Origin of the sequence: Shewanella insulae (genome assembly GCF_009831655.1) — a bacterium.
GTDB classification, from domain to species: Bacteria; Pseudomonadota; Gammaproteobacteria; order Enterobacterales; family Shewanellaceae; genus Shewanella; species Shewanella insulae.
Genome location: NZ_WRPA01000004.1, coordinates 13,514 through 30,240 on the forward strand (window position 1 = coordinate 13,514; position 16,727 = coordinate 30,240).

Annotated in this window: 15 protein-coding genes; 11 read left to right on the top strand and 4 right to left on the bottom strand. The window is 53.2% G+C overall.

The window, feature by feature from the left end; genetic code table 11:
• Positions 1–4: 4 nt before the first annotated feature.
• The gene (locus tag GNT65_RS05825; RefSeq protein ID WP_160794311.1) at positions 5–1,543 is read right to left on the bottom strand and encodes a S41 family peptidase; all 1,539 of its coding nucleotides are present in this window, start codon (positions 1,541–1,543) and stop codon (positions 5–7) included.
• A gap of 384 nt (positions 1,544–1,927) precedes the next feature.
• On the opposite strand from GNT65_RS05825, the gene GNT65_RS05830 reads away from it, so the two are divergent.
• Complete coding sequence (locus GNT65_RS05830) at positions 1,928–2,653, top strand: DUF599 domain-containing protein (protein WP_160794678.1); 726 nt, start codon at positions 1,928–1,930, stop codon at positions 2,651–2,653.
• 302 nt (positions 2,654–2,955) lie between these two features.
• A complete protein-coding gene (locus GNT65_RS05835; RefSeq protein ID WP_160794313.1) occupies positions 2,956–3,711 on the top strand; it encodes a putative porin in 756 nt (251 codons plus the stop codon).
• Positions 3,712–3,989: 278 nt separating this feature from the next.
• Here GNT65_RS05835 and GNT65_RS05840 read toward each other — a convergent pair whose 3' ends face one another.
• Together GNT65_RS05840 and GNT65_RS05845 are read right to left on the bottom strand one after the other, a co-directional pair.
• Positions 3,990–5,102 (bottom strand): HD-GYP domain-containing protein, encoded by a 1,113-nt coding sequence (locus tag GNT65_RS05840; RefSeq protein WP_160794314.1) that lies wholly within the window; start codon positions 5,100–5,102, stop codon positions 3,990–3,992.
• Between the two features lie 178 nt (positions 5,103–5,280).
• Positions 5,281–6,570, bottom strand: a complete 1,290-nt coding sequence (locus GNT65_RS05845) for an O-acetylhomoserine aminocarboxypropyltransferase/cysteine synthase family protein (protein WP_160794316.1) — start codon at positions 6,568–6,570, stop codon at positions 5,281–5,283.
• Positions 6,571–7,042: 472 nt separating this feature from the next.
• On the opposite strand from GNT65_RS05845, the gene GNT65_RS05850 reads away from it, so the two are divergent.
• From GNT65_RS05850 to GNT65_RS05885, 8 genes are all read left to right on the top strand, one after another.
• Positions 7,043–8,404: a Na(+)-translocating NADH-quinone reductase subunit A gene (locus GNT65_RS05850; RefSeq protein ID WP_160794318.1), complete on the top strand. Its 1,362-nt coding sequence runs from the start codon at positions 7,043–7,045 to the stop codon at positions 8,402–8,404.
• Positions 8,404–9,618 carry an NADH:ubiquinone reductase (Na(+)-transporting) subunit B gene (locus GNT65_RS05855; RefSeq protein WP_160794320.1) on the top strand — a complete coding sequence of 405 codons (1,215 nt, stop codon included), beginning with the start codon at positions 8,404–8,406 and terminating at the stop codon, positions 9,616–9,618. The genes GNT65_RS05850 and GNT65_RS05855 overlap by 1 nt, the downstream gene beginning before the upstream one ends.
• 108 nt (positions 9,619–9,726) lie before the next feature.
• Positions 9,727–10,497, top strand: coding sequence for a Na(+)-translocating NADH-quinone reductase subunit C (locus GNT65_RS05860; protein ID WP_160794322.1), 771 nt, complete (start codon positions 9,727–9,729; stop codon positions 10,495–10,497).
• A 1-nt stretch (position 10,498) separates the two neighbouring features.
• Positions 10,499–11,122 carry an NADH:ubiquinone reductase (Na(+)-transporting) subunit D gene (locus tag GNT65_RS05865; RefSeq protein ID WP_011866503.1) on the top strand — a complete coding sequence of 208 codons (624 nt, stop codon included), beginning with the start codon at positions 10,499–10,501 and terminating at the stop codon, positions 11,120–11,122.
• Positions 11,123–11,126: 4 nt separating this feature from the next.
• Positions 11,127–11,735 (top strand): NADH:ubiquinone reductase (Na(+)-transporting) subunit E, encoded by a 609-nt coding sequence (gene nqrE, locus GNT65_RS05870; RefSeq protein WP_041509220.1) that lies wholly within the window; start codon positions 11,127–11,129, stop codon positions 11,733–11,735.
• Positions 11,736–11,776: 41 nt separating this feature from the next.
• Positions 11,777–12,994 (top strand): NADH:ubiquinone reductase (Na(+)-transporting) subunit F, encoded by a 1,218-nt coding sequence (gene nqrF / locus GNT65_RS05875; protein ID WP_160794324.1) that lies wholly within the window; start codon positions 11,777–11,779, stop codon positions 12,992–12,994.
• A gap of 147 nt (positions 12,995–13,141) precedes the next feature.
• Positions 13,142–13,912: a hypothetical protein gene (locus GNT65_RS05880; protein WP_160794326.1), complete on the top strand. Its 771-nt coding sequence runs from the start codon at positions 13,142–13,144 to the stop codon at positions 13,910–13,912.
• Between the two features lie 529 nt (positions 13,913–14,441).
• Entirely contained in the window at positions 14,442–15,506 is a 1,065-nt protein-coding gene (locus GNT65_RS05885; protein WP_160794328.1) for a M43 family zinc metalloprotease, read from the top strand.
• A gap of 80 nt (positions 15,507–15,586) precedes the next feature.
• Here GNT65_RS05885 and GNT65_RS05890 read toward each other — a convergent pair whose 3' ends face one another.
• Complete coding sequence (locus GNT65_RS05890; RefSeq protein ID WP_160794330.1) at positions 15,587–15,937, bottom strand: putative quinol monooxygenase; 351 nt, start codon at positions 15,935–15,937, stop codon at positions 15,587–15,589.
• Positions 15,938–16,128: 191 nt separating this feature from the next.
• On the opposite strand from GNT65_RS05890, the gene GNT65_RS05895 reads away from it, so the two are divergent.
• Entirely contained in the window at positions 16,129–16,707 is a 579-nt protein-coding gene (locus GNT65_RS05895) for a cyclic nucleotide-binding domain-containing protein (protein ID WP_160794332.1), read from the top strand.
• Positions 16,708–16,727 lie beyond the last annotated feature (20 nt).

Below are 16,727 nucleotides of genomic sequence, written 5' to 3' on the forward strand. Positions count from 1 at the left end.
AATCCTACTTAGGCTGAGTCAGGATACGGTTATTGAGTAGGATATTTTGATTGCGGGTATCTTCCAGTATGTAACCCACATCGACAAACTGAGGTTTCGCCTGGGTTCGGGACGCTTTTGCCATCTGAGCCGGGCAGCTGTTGTTGTCTCGGTAGTAGAGCGCCGCGGCCAGCTGGCTCTCCTCTTTATCGCCTAAGGCATGGCTAAAGTCATCGGCTACGTCACAGCCAGGGACTTCGCTTTGCAGCGTAGGGTTGCTGCTGGGGACGAAACCGTCTGTATAGTCGCCGTAGCCCTTGTCGTTTACCCCCTTAAATTGAATGCTGAAGTAGGTGGTGCCACAGTTGGGGGTCGGGTAGAAACCATAGGGCTTACCACAGGTGGTGCCGCCAATCTGAATCACCTCGACATCTATGCCTCGTAGGCTGTTGATCAGCGATTCACTGGCGGAGCAGGTTCTGTCGGTGGTGAGCACAAACACCCGCGACAGGTTAAGGCTTGGCAGGCTCTTGCCACCAGCCAATAGCCCTGGGTTAAAGCCAAAGGTCTCGTCGTAGAAAGGCCTTGGTGTAAGGGTTTCCCCCGTGACAGGGTTTTTGGTGGGGTATTTGTCGTTGAAGCTGACGTTCTCGAAGATACGATCTTGCGTCGCCTGCTGGCCGGCAATCATATAGCCCAGTTGGCTGGCCATGGCCAATAGGCCACCGCCGTTATAGCGCAGATCCAGTACCAGATCGTCTACCCTGGCTGTGGCCAGGGTAGCGACGGCATCATAGAGGCCGCGCTCTGCCGTGGCGATATGAGCGTTAAACTGCATATAGCCTATGGTGCCCGTCGGTGTGGCGAGCACCTTAGTATTCTGCACTGGGGTAGAGACCACGGCTTGCGCGGTTAGCACCACGTCACGGGTCTGGCTGGCGCCGAGATCTTGGATGGTGAAGCGTGTCTCCTGGCCTTCGTCATCGGGGAACAGGCCCTTGTTGATAATGTCTATCGAGGCTGTGTCGCTGGCATCTTTCACGCTTACGCCGTCTACGCTGACGATGACTGCGCCGCGGGCGATATTGGCGCTGGTGGCCTGAGAGTTGGGCTCAGTGTAGGCGACGGTGACTTTCCTGTCTGTCTTGTCACTGCGCCGTTGTATATAGACACTCATCCCATAGCCAACCGAAACGCCCGATTGGTTGAGCTGTTCCCATTCGCTGGTGGGCATAGAGTAGTGAAACTTATCTTTGGGTTTGCCTGTGGCCGACAGGTTCTCGGTTTTCAGGTAATCGAAATATTCCAGGACCTGGTAAGGGGCCGGGTCCCTGTCGATGATCTCGCTGTACCAGAGGTAAGTGTCGTTACTCCATGAACGCAACCAAAGTTTTTCCCTGAGATCCGCATCGCATTGGTTGGCCAATTGCGAATAGGGGATGAATTCCCCCTCTACCCACTTCACTTCGCTAACCGTATTAGAGTTGCTGGAGCCGCCACAGCCAGTGAGTAATAGACCCGATGCGATCAGGCTTGTAAACAGGGCATTAGAGATTAGCTTCATAAATAATCCTTTATTATTAGACTCTTGTATTTTGGTATATAGCGATTGTTAATCGGCCTCAATTTGCAAACATAGGTGTAACAACCTATTGACCATCTTAGCTAAGAATTGACCACAGGTATAGCCTGTAGCAAACGAACTGGCTATCTTTGTTGGTTGTTTTTTAGACTGTTTGTAGTGGATTATACCTAGGACGCGCCCCTGTTCTGTGGCCGGGTGATGGGAATGGGTGATAACCCAGAGGAAATGTTCGAATCCACCGTGCAAAAGTATCATCTAAATGTCATTCCATCTTTGAATCCGCCAGGAAAATGGGGGAGAAACTGAGTTGCAATATCAATAGGCTATGATTAAATGAGCCTTGGTTAACAAGTTGAATCCATGATGAATAATTACCTGCTCGACCTTATCGCCGTGACCTGCTTCTTTAGCTGCTGGATAGGTTACGCTCGCTTCGCCCGCAAGAAGGCCAAGAACACTAACTGTATCGCCCGTTGCCTGCATCAGCATCGTATTCATTGGATGTATCAGCTGCTAGGCCGCGAGGTGAGGGTGGCGGAGGCGGCGCTGCTGGCCAACCTTGAGCGAAACATCACCTTCTTCGCCAGTACCACTATGCTGGTGCTGGCCGGGGTATTGACCCTGTTTGCCCAGGTCGAGCGGTTAGAGGCGGTGATCGCCTCTATCCCCATGACGGCGCCGCCGGTTCACATGCTGATCCAGTTCAAGCTTGGCATATTGACGCTGATCTTCGTGATGGCCTTCTTTCAGTTTACCTGGTCGATGCGCCAGTATGGTTTTCTCAATGTCATGGTGGGGGCGACCCCAGTCGATAAGAGCGGTCAAGATGCGCAACTAAAGGCCTATGCGCTGCAGATGGCGATAGTGCAGGACAGGGCGGCCCACGCCTATAACTATGGCCTGCGCTCCTACTATTTCTCGATGGCGGTGCTGGGCTGGTTCTTCCATCCGCTGCTGTTTATCGTTTCTAGCCTGGTGGTGGTCTATACCCTGTATCGCCGCGAGTTCAAGTCCAGAGCGGTGCAAGCGATCACTCAAGGGATGTTAATCTTCGATGAGCGTGAGCAGGCGAAAGGTGCCGAGCACTAAAGGCTGCTAGTGTAAGGGGAGCATGAGCACAAGGCGTCTATGGGTCAGTCCAGCGAGTTGTAACTTTTGGGTATCACTTGTTATCTGTTTGTTGCTCGTTGTTTTTATTAATGTTTTATTGCTTGGCTTTTATGAAGTTTTTATTGCACTTTTCCTAAACTATGGCGTATTGTTAGCGCCGCTAGGAGAGCGCCGGATATTTATTCTCATAAATATCATAAATTTACAATGGATTGTGTCTAACACCTTTCTATTTTTTGTCTTTTATTCTCCTAGCTTCATAAATATAAGGGAATACATTGATGAAAAAATCAGTAACAGCCGTTGCCATTATTCTTGGTCTTAGCAGCATGAGCGCCATCGCTGCCCAGGATAATGCCTTTCAACACGAAGCCGGTTTGAACTATAAGTCTAACTCTGAAGAGTTCGGCGATGGCATCTGGAAAGCCGACTACCGCTACTATGTGGCGCCAGTGGATCAGAAAAGCAGCCCATACGCCCTAAATGGCTTCCTGGCGCAAAGCTCTAACCTGGGGGCTTACTACAGTAACTTCGACGATGCCGACCGGGATTCTTACGGTATCGATGGTACTTATGTATTCGCCTCTAAGTGGTTTGTTGGCGTGAACTATAACAAGCACGACTATGCTAACTTTGACTTCGACACCTATGGCGCCGAAGTGGGTTACTACTTTAACGATTCTTCATCTGTTTCTGCCTTCTATGCCGATGGCGACGAGGGTGTTGAAGAGAGCTATGGTGTGAAGGTTCGCAGTTATATCGCGCTACAATCTACAGCCGGTGTGGATCTGCAGGCTAACTGGACTCACAGCGACAGCGACGACATGATCAACCTGGGCGCAGACTGGTATGTGAACAATGCTTGGTCAGTGGGTCTGGGTTACACCAACACCGACGATGATGACGCATTCGACGTGAGAACCGCTTACTGGCTGCGTATTTCTGACAACTTCTCGGCCAACTTCCAAGTGGCACGCGTGTTGGATTCAGATTTCGACGGCGTAAATATCGGTCTTGGTGTAGTCGGTCGTTTCTAAGATTTCTGCCGGACTAATGTCTGAAACTTAATTTCTTTTACTTAGCGCCTCTGACTTGAAATTGTGTCCTAAAGGTTAGAAGCATAGTGAGTATAAAAGGCCTGCTGGCGCCCTGGCTTGGCAGGCCTTCGTCTTATCCTGGTGACGATTAGTGAATGGCTAAGGCGCTCCGGGTTATTCTGTCTATCTTCTCTTAACTTTACCCCACATTTCTAACCGGCTTTATTCTTTGCCGTCTCATCTTTCGGCCGTCTAATCGCGTCGACAGCCCTATGGTCTTAAAACTCGGTGGAGTCGAAGGTGGCTTGTATTTTGAGTACCTCGGGGAGCGCCTCTTGGAGGGCGGCGACACAGTCGGCGTCCAGCTTACTGCCCGACAGACGTGCCAGCTCGGCAAAGGCATCGCTATTGGTCCAGGCGGCCTTGTAGGGGCGCTCACTGGTGAGGGCATCGAACACGTCCGCTACCGCCACTATTCTTGCCTCGATCGGCAGGGTCTCGCCGATGAGTCCCATTGGATAGCCCGAACCATCCATCGCTTCGTGGTGATAGAGCACGATATTACGCAGCATCTGGGTGTGATCCAGATTGCTCAGGCGGTAGTTACACAATAGTTTGTCGATGAGATCCCGGCCTGACTCGCAGTGTTTCTGCATTTCTGCGCGCTCGGCGTCCGTCAGAGAGCCTGGCTTAAACAAGATCTCGTCGGGCACTGTGATCTTACCGATATCGTGCAGGGGGGCAAACATGAAAATATGCTCGATAAAGTGATCGTTTAGTCCTTTCTCATCCGCTATCCGTTGGGCGATGAGACGGGAATAGTGGGCCATGCGGCTCAGGTGGCCGGCGGTTTCCGGGTCGCGAAAATGGGTGACATCTATGGCTGTCTTCATGGTCGAGGCTAGGGTGTTCAACTCGCTTAGCTCGTTGATCACCATCAGGGCCAGCAGGTTACCGATAAGGTCCAGGTGTTCCACGCAGCGCTTGTCGAATACCTGCTTTTCGTCGCCGTTGAAGAAGATAAAGCCCTGCAGGGTATTGCCTGAGAGCAGGGGCAGGGTATAGCTGCTGCGATAGCCCGCCTCATAGATCTTGATGGCGTGTTCGTGTCGGCTGTCTCTGTAGATGCCAAGGTCCTGGACGATTCTTGCCTCTCTGGAGCGGGCAATCTCCAACAGCGAGTTGCACCGGCTGAGATTAGCCTGATAGTGATTGAGAGGCGAGGGCTTACCGCTATAGATGAAGGTGCGCACTATGTCGGTGGTTTCGTCGAATAGGGCGACGGCGATACGGGTGATCTGCGGTAGCTTGGCCTGGGTGGTGGTATGAAGGTGTGCCAGCTTACTCATGATAGAGGAGTGTTGATTGAGCTCCGTAGAGGTGTAGTACATGTGCCCTCCCATGGCGTGGTGCCTGACTAAGCTAAGTTAGCTCATTGTCATTATAGTCAAGCTATTGGCAGAGATAGCATTATACCTATGGCTTATAGGAAAAAGGGCTTAAGGGAGTAAGGGGCATGATCCTTGTTAAGTTACCGAGCCAGTTGGCCCGGTAACTGGGGCCGTCAAATTAAATAGCCTTATCCAGGGCCTGAGAGACGTCCTGGATAATATCGTCGATATGCTCTATGCCGACCGAGATGCGGATCAGATCTTCTGATACCCCCGCCTTGGCCAGCTCCTCGCCGTTGAGCTGTCTGTGGGTGGTCGTCGCCGGATGACAGGCCAGGGATTTGGCATCGCCTATGTTGACCAGGCGCAGGATCATCTGCAGGGCATCGATAAAACGTCCGCCGGCCGCCTTGGCCGCCTCGCTATCTTCGGCCTTGATGCCGAAGCTGATGATGCCCGAGGCCTTGCTCGAGGTGATCTTCTCGCAGTTGTCGCGATAAGGGCTGTTGTCCAGCGCACCATAGTTGACCCAGCTGACCCTGGGATCTTGCTCGAGGAACTTGGCCAGCGCCAGGGCGTTGTCGCAGTGACGCTCCATACGTAGCGCCAAGGTCTCCAGCCCCTGTAGTAACAGGAAGGCACTCTGAGGCGCGAGGGCGGCGCCGGTATTGCGCAGCGGCACCACGCGGCAGCGACCGATGAAGGCCGCCGGACCGAAGGCCTGGGTATAGATCACCCCATGGTATGAGGGATCGGGCTCGTTGAGCAGGGCGAAACGTTCTGGTTGTGCCGCCCAGTCGAACTTGCCCGAATCGATGATCACTCCGCCTATGGTGGTGCCGTGGCCGCCGATATATTTAGTCAGCGAGTGAATCACGATATCGGCACCGTGGTCGAAGGGGCGACAGAGCACTGGGGTCGCGACCGTATTATCGACGATCAGCGGCACGCCGTGCCTGTGGGCTATCTCGGCCAGGCGGACGATGTCGACGATATTACCAGCCGGGTTGCCGATAGACTCACAAAACAGCGCCTTGGTCTTGTCATCGATATGAGCTTCCAGACCCTCGAAGTCGTCGAAGGCCGCCATGCGCACCTCTACGCCTTGTCTAGGCAGGGTGTGGGCAAACAGGTTATAGGTGCCGCCATAGAGCTGACTGGTGCTGACGATGTTATCGCCCACCTGTGTCAGTGCCTGAATGGCATAGGTGATGGCGGCCATGCCAGAGGCCAGTGCCAGGGCACCGATACCGCCTTCGATGGCGGCCAGGCGCTGCTCGAGCACATCTGTAGTGGGGTTCATGATGCGGGTATAGATGTTACCCGGCACCTTAAGATCAAACAGGTCGGCACCGTGTTGGGTGTCGTCGAAGGTATAAGAGGTGGTCTGATAAATAGGCACGGCCGCCGCCTTGGTGGTCGCTTCCGAGGTATATCCATGATGCAGGGCAAGAGATTCGAGTTTCATCTAATTCATCCTATCGCTTAACTGAAAACCTGTGATCGAAAAATGACCATATCATTTAGACTTCTAGATGTCTAAATCTTTTTAATATGGAGATGATTTGCTCGATGAAGGGGACTTGGCAGACGATTCGAGCCGATGAAGCACACTTTTTACCGCTGCTATACACTTAGCTCCCAAGGATTTGCAGAGGGCGAGAATGGCCGAGATGATGCCCTAAACATAAGATAATTTTTGCTCCAAATTGAATGCTTTAGCCTCGGCTAAATAAGGCGCATCCCCTTTACCTGTTTTATTGTTATAAAACTACATTGTTAACAGTTCTTAGGATTGACCAGCGATCATGATCACAATTCCTATCGAAAAACTGTAGCTAAGTTACAAGCTGGTGTCGGAATGTGACCTCAATATCGGAATCCCGGTTAACAAACTTTTACCATGAGGCATCCCAATTTAGTAACGGTTGATGTTTGCGATGGCAGGTTTTCCAGACAAGATTAAGACGATAAAGAAGGGCCTAGATGTGCCTATCGCCGGTGAGCCGAGGCAAGAGATAGATTGCTGCGCTCGTCCTGCAAAGGTGGCACTGCTGGGTGAAGAGTATGTTGGCCTCAAGCCTACCCTATTGGTGGAGGTTGGCGATCGGGTGAAGAAGGGCCAGCCCCTGTTTGAAGACAAGAAGGCGCCGGGTGTACGCTTTACCGCGCCGGCCAGTGGTGTGGTCGTCGAGATCAACCGCGGTGAGCGGCGTGTGCTGCAGTCTGTGGTGATCCAGGTAGAGGGCGATGAGCAAGTCACCTTTAAGGCCTATTCTGATCTGAGTCAGCTTAGCCGTGAAGCCGTGCAGCAGAATCTGGTTGAGAGTGGTCTGTGGACCGCGCTACGTACTCGCCCCTTCTCGCGTGTGCCTCTGCTCGATAGCGAGCCTGCCGACATCTTCGTCAACGCCATGGACACCAACCCCCTAGCGGCCGATCCCCGAGTGATTATTGCAGAGCAAACTCAGGCCTTCGCCGCGGGACTCGAGGTATTGAGCTACCTGACTTCTGGCAAGGTCCACCTGTGCCACGATGCCGGTGAGGCTCTGCCGGGTGCCGACCTTGCGCGTGTCGAGAGCCATCGTTTTGCCGGTGTGCATCCAGCAGGCTTGGTGGGCACTCATATTCACTTCATCGCGCCTGCCAGCCTGGAGCGCCCCGTGTGGCACCTTGGCTATCAGGATGTGATCGCTTACGGCAAGCTGTTCCTGACCGGTGAGCTCTACACAGATCGCGTGGTGGCCCTGGGTGGCCCGACGGCGCTCAATCCGAGATTGTTGCGCACTCAACTGGGCGCTCAGCTAAGTAATCTGGTTGAGGGCGAGATCAAGCCAGGCACCAACCGTGTGGTTTCAGGCTCTGTGCTGGCCGGCCATACAGCCGCTGACGTTCACGATTATCTGGGCCGCTTCCATCAGCAGATCTCTGTGTTGGCGGAAGATGCTAAACATCAGCTACTGCCATGGGTGCGCGGCGGCGCAGACAAGTTCTCTATCACCCGCGCGGTGACCTCTCGCTTCAAGGCGACTAAGCGCCTGTTCGATCTCACCACCCATGCCGGTGGCTCACACCGCGCCATGATGGCCTTTGGCCAGCTGGATCGCGTCATGCCGCTGGATATCTTACCCACGCTTTTGGTGCGCGATCTCGTGGTGCGTGACACAGATGAGGCTCAGGCCTTAGGGGCCTTAGAGCTGGATGAGGAAGATTTAGCCCTGTGTACTTTTGTCTGTCCCGGTAAGTATGACTTCGGGCAGGAACTGCGCATCTGCCTAGATATTATTGAGAGGGAAGGTTAATGAGTAAGCAAGACAATAAGCCAGATGTGCAAGAGAACTACTATGCCCATGGCTCGTCGATGCGCAGCTTCTTGCGCTCCCTGCTTTATGCCCATGGCCGCAGCACTAAAGGCAAGGTGCATGTGCGTGACGCGATTGATGTCAAACGTACCATGACCTTAGTGGGCCTTTGCCTGCTACCTGCCATATTGTTTGGTATTTATAACATAGGCTTACAAGCGCAGCAGGCATTGGCCGCTGGGCTGACGACACCAGAGAGTTGGCAGTTATGGGTGTTCAATGGCATTTCTGGAGGCCTCAGTGAGCAAACTGGGCTTTTAGGGCTATTTGCCTATGGCCTGAGCTTTTTCCTGCCCATCTATCTTACCGCGCTGGTGGTGAGCCTGTTTTGGGAAGTGGTGTTTGCCAAGGTGCGTCGTCAGGAGCTGCATGAAGGCTTCTTCGTCACCGCCTTGCTATTTACCTTGATTCTGCCGGTATCAACACCGCTATGGATAGTTGCCCTAGGCATCACCTTTGGTGTGATCATGGCCAAAGAGGTGTTTGGTGGCATGGGGTATAACTTCCTCAACCCTGCGCTGGCCGGTTATGCCTTTATCTACTTTGCCTACCCGACCGAGGTGGCGCAGATTGCCCAGTTTGTGGCGGTCGATGGCTTCTCTGGCGCGACTACGCTGCTCCAGACCGCGGCAGGCAAGATGAGCTTCGAGGGATACACCTGGTATCAGGCCTTTAGCGATCCGCTATGGTGGGATGCCTTCTTCGGCTTCACCGTCGGTTCTATCGCCGAAACCAGTACCCTGGCAATTCTAATCGGCGGGTTGTTCCTGCTGCTGACTCGCCTGGCCGACTGGCGCGTGGTGGCCGGTGTGATGGCCGGTATGGTGGCGACCGCCGTACTGTTCAACCTAATCGGTTCGGCCAAGAACGAGATGTTTGCCATGCCTTGGACCTGGCATCTGGTCAGTGGCGGCTTCGCCCTGGGGATGATGTTTATGGCAACCGATCCCGTGACTACCGCCTATACCCGCCAGGGTAAGTTTGCCTACGGCGCCCTGATCGGTTTCATGACGGTGCTGATTCGCGTACTGAACCTCAAGATGCCCGAGGGGATCATGCTGGCGATTCTGTTTGCCAACCTGTGGGCGCCCATCTTCGATTACCTGGTGGCACGCAGCAACATGAAGCGGAGGCTGAAGCGCAATGCCTTATAAGTCAGAACATATGCTAAGGATCCAGACCGCCAACCTCTGGTCATCGATTTTCGCATCCTTTTTGTTTCGCCGTTCCAGAGAGCGCGCCACTATGGAGAAGCAACGCTAATGGCATTTAAGAAAGATACCGTTGTGGGGACCATGATCTTCACACTCGTCCTCTGCCTCTCTTGTTCTTTTATGATCACGGGAACCGCCGAGGTACTCAAAGAACGTAAGTTGGTGAAGAAGCGCGACGAGCTTAAGCGCAATGTCCTGCTGGCCGCCGATATCGATATCAGTGGCGACAAAGATTTTCGTGCCATCTTCGAGCAGTCGGTGAGGCCTCTGCTGGTGGAGCTGGACAGCGGCGCCATTGATACCGAGGCGAACGTGTTGGATTTCGACGACCGCATGGCGGCCATCAATCCGCAGACCTCGAGCAAGCCTAAGAAAGATATCGCCAAAATCAAGACCCGTGCCAACCAGGCTCGCGTGTTCAAGGTGTTTGATGACAAGGGCGAGCTGCACGCCGTAGTGCTGCCTATCTACGGCAAGGGGCTCTGGTCGATCATCTATGGTTATGTGGCGCTCAAGCCAGACCTGAACACCATAGAAAACGTGGTCTTCTACGAGCATGGTGAGACACCTGGCATCGGTGACTTCCTCGACGATACGGCCTGGACCGACAAGCTTAAGGGCAAGCAGCTGTTTGACGAGAAGGGCAAGGTCTCCTTCAAGGTGGTCAAGGGCGGTGCTAAGGCCGGCGATCTCCATGGTGTCGATGCCGTGAGCGGCGCGACCATGACGGGACGCGGCGTACAGCGTGCCATGCAGTTCTGGTTCGGGGTCGAAGGTTATCAGACCTTCCTTCACAAGCTAAAAGCGTCGGAGGTTTAAGATGAGTAAGAGTATGACGGCGACCCGGGACATTCTAACCGGCCCGATTTTCGCCAATAACCCCGTGGCCATGCAGGTGCTTGGGGTCTGTTCGGCGCTGGCGGTCAGTAACTCGATGCAGACCGCATTGGTGATGACCCTGGCGGTGACCTTTGTGTTGGTGTTTTCCAATTTGATCATCTCCAGCATTCGTAACTTTATTCCTAACAGCGTGCGCATCATCGCTCAGATGACGGTGATCGCCTCCCTGGTGATCATAGTCGACATGGTGCTGCAGGATGTGGCCTATGAGCTGTCACGTCAGCTGTCGGTATTCGTGGGCTTGATCATCACCAACTGTATCATCATGGGCCGCGCCGAAGCCTTCGCCATGAAGATGCCGCCCCATCTGGCAGTGGTAGATGCCATGGGCAATGCCATGGGCTATGGCGTTATCCTGCTCAGCGTCGCCTTCGTGCGAGAGCTGCTGGGTGCCGGCACCCTGTTTGGTCACGAGATCTTAAAGACGGTGGAGAACGACGGCTGGTATCTGGCCAACGAGATGTTTAAGTTGCCGCCGAGTGCATTCTTCCTGATTGGCTTACTGATCTGGGCCATCAATGTTATCCAGCGTAAGCGAGGTTAAGGCTATGGAACACTATATCAATCTCTTTGTTCAAGCCGTCTTTATCGACAACATGGCGCTCTCCTTCTTCATGGGCATGTGTACCTTCCTGGCCGTGTCGAAGAAGGTGTCGACCTCCTTCGGTCTGGGTATTGCCGTGATTGTGGTGATGACTCTGGCGGTGCCGCTAAACCAGATGATCTACTCCAAGGTGCTGGCCCCCGGTGCACTGGCCTGGGCGGGGTATCCCGAGCTGGACCTGAGCTATCTCAAGCTTATTACCTTCATCGGTGTGATCGCCGCCCTGGTGCAGATCCTGGAGATGTTTCTGGATAAGTATATTCCCAGCCTATATGACAGCCTGGGGATCTTCCTGCCGTTGCTAACGGTTAACTGCGCTATCTTCGCCGGGGTGATCTTTATGGCGAACCGCGACTACACCCTGGGTGAGTCTGTGGTGTTTGCCACCGGCTCCGGCTTTGGCTGGGCGATGGCCATCGTATTGCTGGCGGGACTGCGTGAGCGGATGAAGTTTCACGCCATTCCTGCCGGGCTGCAAGGGGTGGGCATCACCTTTATTACCACGGGCCTGATGGCATTGGGCTTTATGTCTTTCTCCGGCATCTCGCTGTAAGTGGCGTGCTAGTGTCTGCGCATTAAGAAAAGGGTTATTAGATGGAAATGGCAATAGGCATAGGCATGTTCACCATAGTGGTGTGTGTGCTGGTGATGGTGATTTTAGTCGCCAAGAGTAAGCTGGTGATCAACGGTGACGTGAGCATCCGTATCAACGACGACGATGAGAAGAGTATTACCACGGCGGCGGGCGATAAGCTGCTGGGCGCCCTGGCGGGCAAGGATATCTTTATTCCCTCGGCCTGTGGCGGCGGTGGTACCTGCGGTCAGTGCAGGGTAAAGGTCAAGTCGGGTGGCGGCGATATCCTGCCCACCGAGCGCGACCATATCAATAAGAAAGAGGCCAAAGAGGGCTGTCGTCTGGCCTGTCAGGTGGCGGTGAAGACAGACATGGAACTTGAGCTGGAAGAGGAGATCTTCGGCGTCAAGAAGTGGCAGTGTGAGGTGATCTCCAACGATAACCAGGCCACCTTCATCAAGGAGCTGCTGCTCAAGCTGCCCGAAGGGGAAGATGTTAAGTTCAAGGCGGGTGGTTACATTCAGATCGAGGCGCCTGCTCACGAGGTCAAATACAGCGATTTCGATATTCCGGCAGAGTACCGTGATGACTGGGAAAAATATGGCCTGTTCGATCTCGTCTCAACCGTAAATGAAGATGTGCTGCGCGCCTACTCTATGGCCAACTACCCGGATGAGAAAGGGGTGATCATGCTAAACGTGCGTATCGCCACACCGCCATCAGAGGGGCTGCCACCGGGTAAGATGTCCTCCTACATCTTTAACCTCAAGGCGGGTGATAAGGTGACTATCTCAGGGCCTTTCGGTGAGTTCTTCGTTAAGGAGACGGATGCCGAGATGGTGTTTATCGGTGGTGGTGCAGGCATGGCGCCCATGCGCTCCCATATCTTTAACCAGCTAAAGGGTGAGCAGACTAAGCGCAAGATGACCTTCTGGTACGGTGCCCGTTCACGCCGTGAGATCTTCTATCAGGAGGAGTTCGACGCGCTGGCGGCGGAAAATGACAACTTCGAGTGGCACGTGGCCCTGTCGGATCCGCTTCCCGAGGATAGCTGGGACGGCTACACGGGCTTCATCCATAACGTCCTCTATGAGAACTACCTGAAGAATCACAAGGCGCCGGAAGATTGTGAGTTCTACATGTGTGGCCCTCCAATCATGAACTCCTCGGTGATTAATATGCTGGAAAGCCTAGGGGTTGAGCAGGAGAACATACTGCTGGATGACTTCGGCGATTAATCCCGAGTCTTTCTAAGACAAAAACGCAGCCAATGGCTGCGTTTTTTATGTCGAGGTAGGACGGGTCGCTATTTGATCTGTGTCATAGTGGTCTGTGAGGCATAGCTTTATATTGTTTTGTTATCTAAAGGTTAACGAAGTAATGATATGAGCGATAAGCCAGAGAGCTGCGAGAGCAGGGCACCCAAGAGCACCTATACCATCTCCGCGCGGGGCAAGGCGGATCATCAGTCGGTGATTAAGTTTCTTAAACAACACTTTGCCGCGGTGCCCCTTGCCCAGGTAGAGAGTGTATTTGGTTTCGTCGAGCCATCGACCCTATACGGCGGGCGTTTTTATCTGATGCGCCAGTTGTCTGAGCGGGATACGGGTCTGCTGGCAAACCATGGCATAGGGCTTAGAATTCCCTTTACCAATCACTTCGCCACCAAGGAAGAGTTTGACGCCAATCGCCCCTTGCTTGCCAAATATCATCACAAACGCAACTCGATTATCTGTACCAACGACGACCTGGCCTATTGGATCAAGCAGGAGTACCCTGACTATGACATAGAAGCGAGTGTGATTAAAAACTTGCTTAAGCCAGAGCAGATCGAGGAAGCTTTTGACCTGTACGATACCTTAGTACTGCCTATGGTGCTCAATGATGATGAGGCCTTCTTGGCGGCCTTGGCGCAGAAAGATCGCATTCGTTTGTTTGCCAATGCAGGTTGCGCCTACACCTGCCCGGCGCGCATCTGTTACAAGTCTATCTCTAAGTTTAATAAGGGGCTGGGGGGCGAGTTTAAATGTTCCCAAGATCTTAAGGCCCGTGAGATGCAAGGGATGATAGACTTCGATCTGCAAAGGCTGAGAAACCTGGGTTTTCATAAGTTTAAACTGCTAAGGGCCAGGGCTGGCGACCTGACGGGGTACTAGGGCCGATTCGATGGCGGTTGGCTATAACGACTTAGCTTGCTGTTAGGGGTTAGCTTGCAGTTAGGGTTTAGCTAGCCGTCCCGGTCAATTTATTAACCCATTAACCCTATTTTTGGGGACTCGTGGCGCTTTTTGGGGAGGGCGCTAAAAGCGACAGTGTTTGAGGGATAAAAGATTCGTTCAATGCTGTTTTCTAAATCAAAACAGATGGATAAATTTATAACTGGTAAAGGCTAACGCCTTGTTAGCCTGCTATATCTCATCAATATATCCCTTTGCTTATTCAAGCAATTTTTAGTTTTTTATCTTTGTGATAAGCAGCGAACTAAGCGTCGTTAGCGAGTGCCATCAGTGTGATTTACATTTTACAAAATATTCACATTTTGGTTTACTCCTATTTTTATTTGGGTATATTGTATACAGAATATTTTATCTCAATAGGTAATGTTGTTATTCAATCAGAGGGAAACGAATACGCCAGGGAAAGGTGATTTACCCACACACACTAACAATAAGAGTGACGAATAACATGACCAACAAATTGACCCTATCTATCCTGGCCGCCCTGTTAACCACCAGTACTGGCGTTAGCGCCAAGCAGCCGGAATTTGCCGCCGACCATTGTAAGGCGGGGGAGATCAACGCTCAGCATTATCGTAATTTCCCGGCCGCAGAGGCTGAGGCCAAGGCCCGCCATGCCAAGTTGTTTGAGCGTAAGCGCGCCATGGCTAAACCGGGAGACGACAGCGCTTCGACGGGAGATACCCCCTCGGCGCTGGCATTGTCGGCAACCCCAAGCTATGTGATCCCTGTGGTTTTCCATGTCTACGGCAGCCAGTTTAACGGCAAGACGGTAACCGATGCGGTGATCATCGACGCGCTGAATAAGACCAACGAGGACTTTCAGGGGCGCACCGCAGATTTTGCCGACATAGATGCCGAGTTTCAGGGAGTTAAGCAGGCGCTTAATATCGAATTTCGCCTAGCCAGTATCGATCCCGATGGCAATCCCACTTCGGGTATCGTCTATCATCCGGCGTCGTCAGGGGCGGGCAACTATTCCAGCTCGGATGTGAAGCGGGATCATTGGGATAACTACAAGTATATGAATGTCTACATTCAGAACGATCTCTATGCCGATGGGGTTACCAATAACTCAGGGGTGGCCTGGTATCCAGATACCACAATGTCAGACGAGGGGCTGGCACGTGTGACCTATAACGGCGCCTACCTTGGCAGCAACACCGACGAGAACTTCCGCTCTGTGTTGACCCATGAGTTTGGCCACTTTCTGGATCTGATCCACACCTTCGAAGGCGGCTGTAAGCGAGGCTTCGAGCGTCGCTGCGATACCACGGGCGATGAGAACTGCGACACGCCGCAGCAAAACAGCTGGCAGATGAACCCGGGTGATGGTGGCATAGTCAACTGCATGGGCCAGACCATTAACTGGCAGAACTTTATGGCCTACTCAGATCAATATGCCAACTTCACCCAAGATCAGGTGGCACGTATGGTCAATGGTCTCGACAGTCAGTCCCGCGTGACCCTCTGGTCGGCGCAAAACCTGGCCGCGACGGGGGTGGCCAACTAAGACAGAAAACCATGAGAAACGATAAAAACGCAGCCTAGGCTGCGTTTTTTGTTTCCTGGAGGTGAAGAGCTGGCAAATAACTAGACAAATACCGGGGCATCGTATTCGTAGCCCTCGTCGGTATAGGCGGTTACTATGGCATCGTCCACCAGGCCCGCAGGGGAGCTCACCTGAGTCTCGAAGAAGTGTTTGATCTGCTGGCGACGACCGTGAGCCGCCCAGCTTTCACCATCGGCCCAGATCTCGTTGAACACGATAGGATATTCGGTGCGGCTGGCACTCGGGTGGTCTATCTGGCGGGTGAGAATGTACTGAATACAACCTTGCTCCCGCAGGGAGTCGGGTTCCAGTGCCTTGAGTACCTCGAAGAGTTCGGCGGCTTTTCCTGCCTTGGGACGAAACTGGGCTATAACAAAAACGCGTGTTGACATCTGTTGCTCTCCGATAATTAAAAAATAAATGAAATCATGAGTGATCTCTGAGTCTAGCCTAAAAATGGGTTTGGCAAGAAGGAGACGTTTTACTGATATGGCTAGTAGGACACTGTCTAATTCGGCAATGGTTATTCAGCGTCGCAAGGGAGTGTTATCATCTGGGCCTAACGGAGCGCCGAGGAAGTACAGTGACACAGAGATTATCTAAAGATGCCCTTACTGGTTTTGGCGAGTGTCTTGCTCAGCTTGGACTGGCGGCGGATGAATGCACCGAGGCGCTCGGTCAGGCCAAGTGCGTTGCCGCGCCAAGGGGGGAGATACTGCTGCATCAGGGAGCTTGCCAGGCGCATGGCTATTTCATCGTCGACGGTATATTGGGCGCTCAGCATTATGGCGATTGTGGCGGCCTGTTTTCGAAGGAGTTTTATTTCGAAGGGGAGCTCTGCCTGCTCTATCATAGCCTGCTGACGGCAGATGCGGCGCCCTATCAGCTAGAGGCCGTGACCGATGTGACCTTAGTGCGCTTCCCCCTCACGCTACTCAAACAGGCGAGCTGGCAAGGCGTGCTGATTGCCTTGCTGAGTCAACAGCTGCTGTACAAGGAGGAGAAGGAGGCCTTCCTGCTACTCAAACGGCCCGAGGAGCGATATATCTATCTGGTTAACCACAGGCCCATGTGGGTCGAGCGACTGAGTAACGTACAACTCGCCCGCTATATCGGCATCACGCCCGTGAGTCTGTCGCGGCTCAAGGCCAGACTGGCATGAGCTTAGCGAGGTAAAGGCTG

Bases quoted from the DNA above. Each gene is read 5' to 3' on its own strand.
- GNT65_RS05860 (WP_160794322.1), top strand. From the start codon at position 9,727: ATGGCATTTAAGAAAGATACCGTTGTGGGGACCATGATCTTCACACTC.
- GNT65_RS05830 (WP_160794678.1), top strand. From the start codon at position 1,928: ATGAATAATTACCTGCTCGACCTTATCGCCGTGACCTGCTTCTTTAGC.
- nqrE (WP_041509220.1), top strand. From the start codon at position 11,127: ATGGAACACTATATCAATCTCTTTGTTCAAGCCGTCTTTATCGACAAC.
- GNT65_RS05855 (WP_160794320.1), top strand. From the start codon at position 8,404: ATGAGTAAGCAAGACAATAAGCCAGATGTGCAAGAGAACTACTATGCC.
- GNT65_RS05890 (WP_160794330.1), bottom strand. From the start codon at position 15,937: ATGTCAACACGCGTTTTTGTTATAGCCCAGTTTCGTCCCAAGGCAGGA.
- GNT65_RS05825 (WP_160794311.1), bottom strand. From the start codon at position 1,543: ATGAAGCTAATCTCTAATGCCCTGTTTACAAGCCTGATCGCATCGGGT.
- GNT65_RS05845 (WP_160794316.1), bottom strand. From the start codon at position 6,570: ATGAAACTCGAATCTCTTGCCCTGCATCATGGATATACCTCGGAAGCG.
- GNT65_RS05850 (WP_160794318.1), top strand. From the start codon at position 7,043: ATGGCAGGTTTTCCAGACAAGATTAAGACGATAAAGAAGGGCCTAGAT.
- GNT65_RS05840 (WP_160794314.1), bottom strand. From the start codon at position 5,102: ATGTACTACACCTCTACGGAGCTCAATCAACACTCCTCTATCATGAGT.
- GNT65_RS05835 (WP_160794313.1), top strand. From the start codon at position 2,956: ATGAAAAAATCAGTAACAGCCGTTGCCATTATTCTTGGTCTTAGCAGC.
- nqrF (WP_160794324.1), top strand. From the start codon at position 11,777: ATGGAAATGGCAATAGGCATAGGCATGTTCACCATAGTGGTGTGTGTG.
- GNT65_RS05880 (WP_160794326.1), top strand. From the start codon at position 13,142: ATGAGCGATAAGCCAGAGAGCTGCGAGAGCAGGGCACCCAAGAGCACC.
- GNT65_RS05885 (WP_160794328.1), top strand. From the start codon at position 14,442: ATGACCAACAAATTGACCCTATCTATCCTGGCCGCCCTGTTAACCACC.
- GNT65_RS05865 (WP_011866503.1), top strand. From the start codon at position 10,499: ATGAGTAAGAGTATGACGGCGACCCGGGACATTCTAACCGGCCCGATT.